Source organism: Bacteroidales bacterium (genome assembly GCA_035299085.1).
Lineage (GTDB): Bacteria > Bacteroidota > Bacteroidia > Bacteroidales > UBA10428 > UBA5072.
In genome coordinates, this window is record DATGXG010000063.1 from 65,211 (window position 1) to 73,748 (window position 8,538).

The window sequence follows — 8,538 nt, forward strand, 5'->3', positions numbered from 1 at the left end:
GAAGAGGATATTCCTCATAAAGCGTTTTCTCATTCAGAACTAAGCAGAACCGGGTATTTCGTTCGCGGAATACCCGGCCATGCTCAGTTTAATGCCTGAACCATGTGAGATAACCACTTCGCATTTCCTTAAAAAATCAAATAAAAGCTTATGAAAAGAATAGCTTATCTATTCCTGGCAGCATTTTCTATTTTTCAGATCAATGTTTCCGTTTTTTCAAACAGCCCAAATACAGGTATGGCTTCTGAAATCGCTCAGCATACCGTGTCGGGCAAGGTTACTTCAGCTACGGATAATCTTCCTATGCCGGGAGTGAACATTGTGGAAAAGGGAACAATGAATGGCACAGTTGCAGACATAGACGGGAAATACACGCTTACCGTATCCGGCCCCGATGCGGTGATTGTATTCTCTTTTATCGGTTTTGGCCAGCAGGAAATAAAAGTAAATGGCAGAACCAATATTGATGTGGTGTTGGAAGAAATGGTCTCTAAGCTTGAAGAGGTGGTTGTATACGGATATGGTATCCAGAAGAAAGCTGATGTTACAGGGGCTATTTCAACTATAAAAACAAAAGAACTGACCTCTATTCCTGTGACCAATGTAGCCACTGCCATGCAGGGCCGGGCTCCCGGGGTCCAGGTAGTTCAGAATTCAGGTTCGCCCGGATCCGTAGCTTCTATAAAGATCAGGGGAACCGGAACGATCAATAACTCTGACCCGCTGTATGTAGTGGATGGCTTTATAACAGAAAATATGGATTTCCTCAATCCCGACGATGTACAGGATATCCAGATTTTAAAGGATGCCTCATCCTCTGCCATCTATGGTGCCAGAGCGGCTAACGGTGTTGTTATCGTTACAACAAAAAAAGGGAGTGAAGGAAAACTTAAAATCAACTTCAATACCTATTGGGGAATGTCCGATTTCTGGAAACAACCCAATATTATGGATAAATACCAGTATAAAGATTTGTACGAGGCAGCTCACGGGGGACAGCTCTTGTTGAATTCAGCCCGCGATACCCTGCTGTTTAATGATTATGCTGCCGAAAACTGGATGGACAGGATCAGCCGGAAAGGAATGGTTTCAAAATACAATCTCCAGATCTCGGGTGGAAATGAAAAAACAAAGTTCATTATCAGTGGCTTGTACAACAAGGAAAACGGGATCATTAAGAAATCGGACCAGGAAAGGAAATCATTCCGACTGGGCGTTGAAACCAAGCTCACCAATTACATGAAACTGAATCTGAACAGCATTTATACCAACAGTACAAGGGATAAAGTGGTGGAAGGTGAATATAACATCTTCCAGTACGCCCTGAATACTCCCCCCAATCAAAGTCTGCACCCGGCCGAGGCCTTTAACTGGAGAGGGGATGAATTGGTTTCCGTGAGAGACGCCCTGTCATGGAATCCCTATACCCGCTTGTGGTATGCTGATCTGAATGAAAGTACCAATCAATATATAAATAACCTTGAACTCACTATAAACCTGGGCAAATCCTTTACCCTGAATACCCGCGCAGGTTTTGATAAATATTACAACAAGAATACAGATTTCAGGAAACGCTATTCCCCCGATATCTATCAATATTATGATGACATCAATTATGGTGATGATACCTACCAGGAAGCACAGATTACCAAGACCAAATGGCAGGTTGAAAATATCCTTTCTTTCAATAAAACGATCGGCGAGCACAACCTGAACATGGTTACAGCCCTTGCACTTGAAGGATATAACAACGAATACCTGTTCGCCCGGAAATCCATGTCGCCTGGTTATAACCCTGTTTTCCAGTCGCTTAACGCAGCCTACCTGAGTCCAACCAATTCCGACGATCACATCAGCTGGACATCAGCAGGAATTCCTTTCAGGGTGGATTACAATTTCAAACACAAATACTTTCTTCAGTTTAACTTCAGGGCTGACGCCTCCTCCATATTCAGCAAAGGAAATCGCTGGGGTTTCTTCCCTTCGGTTTCATCAGGATGGACTGTAAGCGAGGAATCATTCCTGAAAAAGTTTGACTGGCTGACACACCTGAAAGTCCGTGCCAACTGGGGTACCTCGGGTAACAACCGTATCGATGAGAATGCCAGTTATACGGTCATTGGCACAAGCAATACTTTCTATGCCTATGGCAGGAATTCAATGTATAAACCAGCATGGAGTGCCAGCGGAATGGGTAATCCCAATATTCTTTGGGAAAAGACAAGTGCTGAAAACCTTGGACTTGATTTTGGCTTATTCAATTACAGTGTTTCAGGTTCTTTCGATATTTTCTTAAGAAAGACTTCCGATATGCTTCTTAAGCTTCCCATGGTTTTGTCAAGCGGTATGTCGGGTTCAGAACCATGGCAAAATGCAGGTGAAGTCACCAACAACGGATACGAGGTTAGTCTTGGCTGGAAGAAGAGAGTCGGTAAGTTTGACATCGATATTAACGGAAACTTTACAAAAATTCATAATAAAGTCACCAAACTCGGCGAAGAGGGAAATCCCGTGTGGGGCGGATACCTTACAAATGCCAGCCTGAATACGTTTTCAACCTATACGGCTGTCGGACATCCTATCGGGATGTTTTATGGCTGGAAAATTGACAAAACTAAATACCCCAATGGCATATGGCATGAAGCCGACAGGGAAACCCTTGCTTTAAAGGCTGTTCCCAGCGAATACACTGTCCCTGGCGATTTCATGTTTATGGATTTGAACGGAGATAACAAAATCGACGAGAATGATAAAACGTATATCGGAAATCCGCATCCCGATTTTATGTACAGCCTTAACATGGCATTCCGGTACAGCGGTTTCGAACTAACGTTATTTTTCCAGGGCGTACAGGGGAATGACATATTTAATGTTCAGCGCTATGATTTTTATGGTTACCACGGAGGCAATAACGCCGTTCAGGGGTTGATCGGGAAATCGTATACAACTCAAAATGAAAATGCGCCCTATCCAAGGCTGACCAATACAATCGACTATAACCGCAATTACAGGATATCTGATTTTTATATTGAAGACGGATCGTATTTGCGATTGAGAAACCTGCAACTGGCTTACACATTTCCCAAAAAGTTGTCGGATAAGCTCAGGATCAGCAACCTGAAAGCGTACATCGGAGGCTATAACCTGATAACCATAACAGGCTATTCAGGTTTTGACCCTGAAATCGGAAATGAAAGCAATACATTCATGGGTATTGACCGGGGTTCATATCCCCAGGCAAGAACTTTCATGGCAGGAATTATAATGGACATTTAACACAGGAAGCAATGAGAAATAAAATATTCTTATCCATCATACTATTTCTTACCCTGTCAACAGGATGTGAAAATTTTCTTGAAGTTCAAATGGAGGGTAAAGCCACCGAAGATGATTTCTATCTTACAATCAATGAGCTTCAGTTATCGCTGAACGCAGCTTATACTATCCTGCGGAGCGGCGAATTCCAGAATACGCTGGCCCTTATCGGTGATGCACTGAGCGATGACTTTATTTACCAGGCTACATCATACACCAACTTTGGCGATGATGGCCTCAGGCTTCAAAACTTCAATATTACTTCTGAGAACAGCTGGGTACGCAGTTGGTATACCATTAACTACAGGGGTATATATAAGGCCAACCAGTTGTTGAGTCATATAAACGACAATATCCAGCTTCAATATGTAGAGGGAGTGAATGATACCGATGTTCGCCGCTGGCAGCAGATATATGGCCAGGCCCTGTTCCTCAGGGCGTATTATTATTTCAACCTGGTGCGCACTTTTGGAGGTGTATCCATTGTTCCCGAGGTACAGGATATCAATAATCCGGCCGTTGCCCGTTCAACTAAGGAAGAAACTTACGACTATATCGAAAAGGACTTAAGAACCGCCTGTATTCTGTTGAGTGAGTATATTCCAAGCGAAGATTACGGTGAAATAAGCCAATATGCTGGTTTGAGCATGCTTATGAAAGTGCTGATAACACAGGCCAAACAGGGAGTGCCATCCGAAAAGTGGGATGAGGCAGTTAAAATTGGCAGGACTATTATTGCCAATCACGGGGATCCTGCCGCTGTTCTTACCTATAATGATATATTGAAACTTGAAAAGTTTTATCCTGATTTAACCTGGGATCAGTGGAAAGAACAATTTAAGCTGAACCTGAGAGTGGATGACTTTGAACAAACTGAAATGGCAAAAACCGACGGGACAGGTGTATTTCAGAATTTTCCGACGATGAGTCCCAAACACGGCTTTACACCGTGGCCGAACATGTGGAGGGTGAATTATCAGAATCTTACATCGAATAAGGAGCCCATCTTTGTTGTGCTCAGCATGACCGCCACAGGGGTTGATCCCGGCCAGATCAACCTGTTCAACCAGATCGATGATTTATACAACAATGTATTTTGTCCTTCAAAATCATTGATGGACGTCATGACCAATGAAGGTATCGATCCCAGGAATCTTTACGGCTGTTATTCACATAATATGCAACCTATCGGTTATAATCCTGCTGAATACAATGAATATTGGGGAGGTGTTTTTACCGAGAATTTCCAGCGGTTTGTAAAGTTCTTCCTGATAGCCAACACTGAAGTGCCTCCCGGAGGTGGCGGCTCCCCCCGCAATCTTACCTTGTTACGATATTCTGATGTTTTACTGTTGTATGCCGAAGCGCTTAATGAAACAGGGGACGGTATCACTGCCATCGACATTATTAATGAGATCAGAGCTAACCTGAAAGCATCCATTCCCAAAATCGACAATATTTTCAAATATACCGTCGCATATGGCCCGTATGTATATGTCCGCGATAAAATTCAGATCGAACGCCGGAAAGAGCTTGCCGGTGAACGTGAAAGATATTTCGACCTGCTGAGGTACGGCACAGCCGGAGATGTTCTTACTGAAGCTTATAAAGCCGAAGTTGCCAAATCAAAGCAATATTTCAACTTCGTAAAGGGCGTGCATGAGCTGCTTCCCATACCACAGGTTGAAATTGAGCTGGCACATGGCATTATTGCACAAAACCCGGGGTACTAACATTATAATTATGATAATGAAAAGAATTATTCAACATACAGCCGTTTTAGCTGGCGTTACTTTCCTGTTCCTGGCATGCAGCACAGAATACAATATTTTTGTCGAGCCAAAAGCGGAAATGCAGCTAAGCAAGACTTCAGTGGATGTTCTTGAACCGGTATATATAACCAATATCGGTAAGGGAGAAACTTTTACATTCTGGCCGGGTGATGAAGGGCAGGATTATTCAAAGGTAGGTGAATCCAAAAATACAGGATTACCACCGAACAGGGGTAAAGATTTTGAATATACCTACCTCCGTTCGGGTACATACACTATTACGATGGTAGCATCAAGTTTTGACGAAGAACAGGGTAAACTTGTCCAGAAGGTCAGTACACAGCAAATCACTGTTAATCCGGGAAACAACGGAAATAACTTTACACGCTTTGCCATTGACAACGCCCTTGCAGGATACAGTCCCGAGGGTATTATTAATGGTAACAGGATTTCGATCCCGATAGGGTTCATTAACCGTGTATCGGGTATTACTGATAAAGATTATGCCGTACTGATCAATAAGAGACCTCCGCTCTTCAGTGCCAATAGCTCATCAGCTAAGGTATATAGTGAGGAAGGCACCCTTTTGCAGGGAAGAGGTGACGATCCTTACCAGCTAAACCTGCTGGATGTGAATACCCTTGAGCCAATCGTCAGGAAATTCACTGTTGTACAGGATGGTTTATCCAACGAATATTCTGTCGCGGCACTTTTTTATCCCGTGATTTCAAACCTGAAAGTGCTGGGTTCTGCCGCACTTGAATATTCAAAGGACGGATTAACAGCAGCTACTGAAGAAGAGACCAAAAAGCTTCAGCTGGCCTATCCAGAAAAGACTTTCTTTGGCGTTTTCCTGGTTGGCGTGACTCCAACCCAGCTGCAATCCGCAATTCTTGATTTTACGCTTACTGAGGGTGCTAAACTTTACTTAAAGTCAACCGGTGAGGAAATAATCAGCGGTGAGACACCGGTTGATATTTCAACTACACCGGTAGATTTTGAAATTGTAAGAACGACGGTTGATGGTTTCAGTATCACTTCCACATTCAAAATTTACACGACTATTTTTTAGAATAGCTCATAGCTTTTAATAAACGCATGATGAAATTCTGGAATGTTTCCCGGGGATTATTCCTGTTTCTTTTCATAGGAACAGGAACTATGGTTGCACAGGATTATGTACAACCGGTGGCTGATTATTCGTTTGAAGACAGCCTGGTTGTGGATAATACCGGGAATACCATCCTTAATCTGCGAAACCATACAAGCCTGTATAATGACCCGTCAAGAGGAATAGTGTTGAGGTTTTCTTCCTCACAGAAAGGGTATGCCGTTCTGAACAAGCAATTGCTGCAAACCGATAGTTGCACTGTTTCATTCTTTTTTTATTGGGAAACAACGGGGGCAACCTCATGGCACCAGGTATTCGAAATTCACAATGCCAATACCGGTTCAAACCTTTATTTCACGCCTCAGAACGGCTGGGGAGCTAACCAATGTTCACTAATAAGCGACTGCAAGGAATTCGGCAGCTACGAAAATATCGATGCACGACCGCTTGTGAAAAATACATGGATGCATATCGCAGTTACATTCAATGGTAAACTGGTGACGGTTTATATTAACGGGCAAAAGGCTTCCGGCGGTTATATCATGTTCACACCGGATCTGATCCATGGTGATTCGCTTTATTTTGGCGGAAATCCATACAGATCAGATAATTATTATATCACTGCAAGGCTTGATGATATAAAAATTTTCGATGTAGCACTGTCTGCTAACCAGGTGCAGGCGCTGTATGCCGGGACACCTGTTCCTGAACCTGACGGCTTACATACGGTTTGGGAAACCACCGGTACGCCGCTTGAAATTACGATTGACCTGGCTGCAAAAAAGCAGACCATACGGAATTTCGGTTCATCCGATGCCTGGAATACTGAACAGCTTGGGAAATTCTGGCCGCTTGAAAAAAGGAATGACCTGGCCAGGATGTTGTTCAGTACAGATAAAGATGACAGGGGAAATCCCCTGGGAATAGGTTTGTCGGCCTGGAGATTTAATATAGGAGCCGGTACTACCGAGCAGGGAAATGCCAGCAGGATCAGCAACGTTCCAAGGAGAACGGAAGGATTTCTGAATGCCGACAGCGTGACTTACAACTGGGACAAGCAAAAGGGTCAGCAATGGTTTTTAAAAGAGGCTGCCGGAACCTATCATGTTCCCTGTTTGATAGGGTTTGTAAACAGCCCGCCTGTTTTATATACTAAAAAGAACCTGGGATTCCGTGACTATGGTTTGCCGATGTCAACTATATTAAAGCCTGAATACTTCAGTGATTACGCACGTTTCCTGGCTGATGTGGCCGAACACTTTGAGGCTGAAAGTGTGCACTTTAATTATTTCAGTCCCTTGAATGAACCCCAATGGGGATGGTCTCCTTCAGCTAGCGGTGGAACCGTAGACCAGGAAGGCAGTCCATGGACCAATCAGGAGATTCATGATGTGGCTGTGGCAATTTCTAATGAATTTATAAACCGCAACCTCAATACGCAACTTTTCATCACTGAGTCGGGAAGTATTGCAAACCTGCTAAGAGGAACCGGACATGCCGATAAGCAACTGGCCTCGTTCTGGGATGCTTCTTCTGCACTGTCGCTTGTAGGCACCGGATCATTCTCAAACATTGTTTCCTATCACAGTTATTGGAGCGATTACGGTAATCTTCTCGTGGATGAACGCAATAGTTTATCTGCAAGCGCAAAGTCATTAAATCCGGTGCCGGAGCTATGGCAAACAGAATATTCATTGCTGGGTTCCGGTTACCGTGAGGGGTATCCGGCAAATCAGAAACTATCTGAAATGGATTGTGCCCTTTCATTTGCCCGGATAATCACTGCCGACCTGAATATTGCCGGGACAAGCGCCTGGCAATGGTGGACCACATTTGAAAAAGGCAAGCACGGCGGCGAATCAAGATTTGCTTTAATCGAAGTGTTTACCAACTTAGCCAACAATAACGGGGAGTATCACCCTACCAAATTATTGTATACACTTGGAAATTTCTCCCATTTTATCCGGCCCGGAATGAAACGGGTGGAAACTACCCGTTCCGATGCATTAAGCCTGAAAGACACTTACCAGGATGTTGTTTTTTCAGCCTACACAAACGATGAGGAAAACCAGCTGGTTCTTGTGGCAGTGAATTTCACAGGAGAAGCCAGGGCGGTCTCCCTGGAATTTGCCAATGAAAAAACGATAAAGAATCCGGCCCTGTTTCTTACCGACGATTTCTCAAATCTCCTGAAGCAGGATATCAATCTGTCATCGCAAAATCTGGTTGTACCTGCACGATCAGTGGTCACTTATTCCGCCGGACTTGAAGATATCCCGACCGGTATATCTGAAACAAATACAACGGAATTTGATGCTTTCTTAAATCAGGCAGGAGATC

At 43.7% G+C, this 8,538-nt stretch carries 4 protein-coding genes; all 4 read left to right on the top strand.

Going from position 1 to position 8,538, the window contains the following annotated elements; translation table 11 throughout:
* The first annotated feature begins 150 nt into the window (after positions 1–150).
* Complete coding sequence (locus VK179_20865) at positions 151–3,276, top strand: TonB-dependent receptor (GenBank protein ID HLO61215.1); 3,126 nt, start codon at positions 151–153, stop codon at positions 3,274–3,276.
* An 11-nt stretch (positions 3,277–3,287) separates the two neighbouring features.
* A complete protein-coding gene (locus VK179_20870) occupies positions 3,288–5,048 on the top strand; it encodes a RagB/SusD family nutrient uptake outer membrane protein (GenBank protein HLO61216.1) in 1,761 nt (586 codons plus the stop codon).
* Between the two features lie 16 nt (positions 5,049–5,064).
* The gene (locus tag VK179_20875) at positions 5,065–6,159 is read left to right on the top strand and encodes a hypothetical protein (protein HLO61217.1); all 1,095 of its coding nucleotides are present in this window, start codon (positions 5,065–5,067) and stop codon (positions 6,157–6,159) included.
* Positions 6,160–6,188: 29 nt separating this feature from the next.
* A partial coding sequence (locus VK179_20880) for a glycoside hydrolase (protein HLO61218.1) occupies positions 6,189–8,538 on the top strand: 2,350 nt, incomplete at its 3' end.

Coding starts and splice junctions, on each gene's coding strand:
- VK179_20865 (HLO61215.1), top strand. CDS start 151: ATGAAAAGAATAGCTTATCTATTCCTGGCAGCATTTTCTATTTTTCAG.
- VK179_20870 (HLO61216.1), top strand. CDS start 3,288: ATGAGAAATAAAATATTCTTATCCATCATACTATTTCTTACCCTGTCA.
- VK179_20875 (HLO61217.1), top strand. CDS start 5,065: ATGAAAAGAATTATTCAACATACAGCCGTTTTAGCTGGCGTTACTTTC.